This is a genomic window from Enterobacter sp. Lyrl_3 (assembly GCF_051948675.1).
GTDB lineage: Bacteria > Pseudomonadota > Gammaproteobacteria > Enterobacterales > Enterobacteriaceae > Enterobacter > Enterobacter cloacae.
In genome coordinates, this window is the sequence record NZ_JAYJLI010000068.1 from 1 (window position 1) to 519 (window position 519).

Consider the following 519-nt stretch of genomic DNA (forward strand, 5'->3'; position numbering starts at 1 on the left):
GCACCCTTCACTGTATCGCACTGTCGTCAGGTCTGCAGGAAGTGCGGCAGGGGTTGTTGGGGTGAACGCCGCCGTACGCTCCCCCGTGTCGATGTGAAGCGTCGAGTTGTAATCTGTAGTTCCCGGAGTGATGGTCAGTGAGCAGGTGTTGTCCGTTGTGATATTCACTTTTGCATGAAATTCTTGTGGGTCATTGTCTGCGAATGCAGGTGCCGCAAATACCCCGGCCACGGTGGCCGCTACCGCCATGTGCAGCAGGCTTTTGGCGTAGGTGTTACTGATTGTCTTCTTCATGGTAGTACCTTGGTTATCTTGATTCATTACCGGGGTATGGCCCCGGCGCTCAGCCATTCAGGTTGCCCGCTGGTCGGGTCGTTATCAGGCCGTTGTGATGGTCACGGTGTACTTGATGTCGACACTGTCGCCGCTTGCCACAGAGAGGACGGCAGGGGTGCCGACAGAATTTTCCGGGTCGGTCCCGAGGATGGCGCTAATGCCGATTTTCATAGCCTTATAAGA

General features: G+C 55.7%; 1 protein-coding gene. It reads right to left on the reverse strand.

Annotated features, from left to right (window positions below):
- A partial coding sequence (locus tag VF709_RS24925; RefSeq protein WP_440232480.1) for a hypothetical protein occupies window positions 1-294 on the reverse strand: 294 nt, incomplete at its 3' end.
- Window positions 295-519 lie beyond the last annotated feature (225 nt).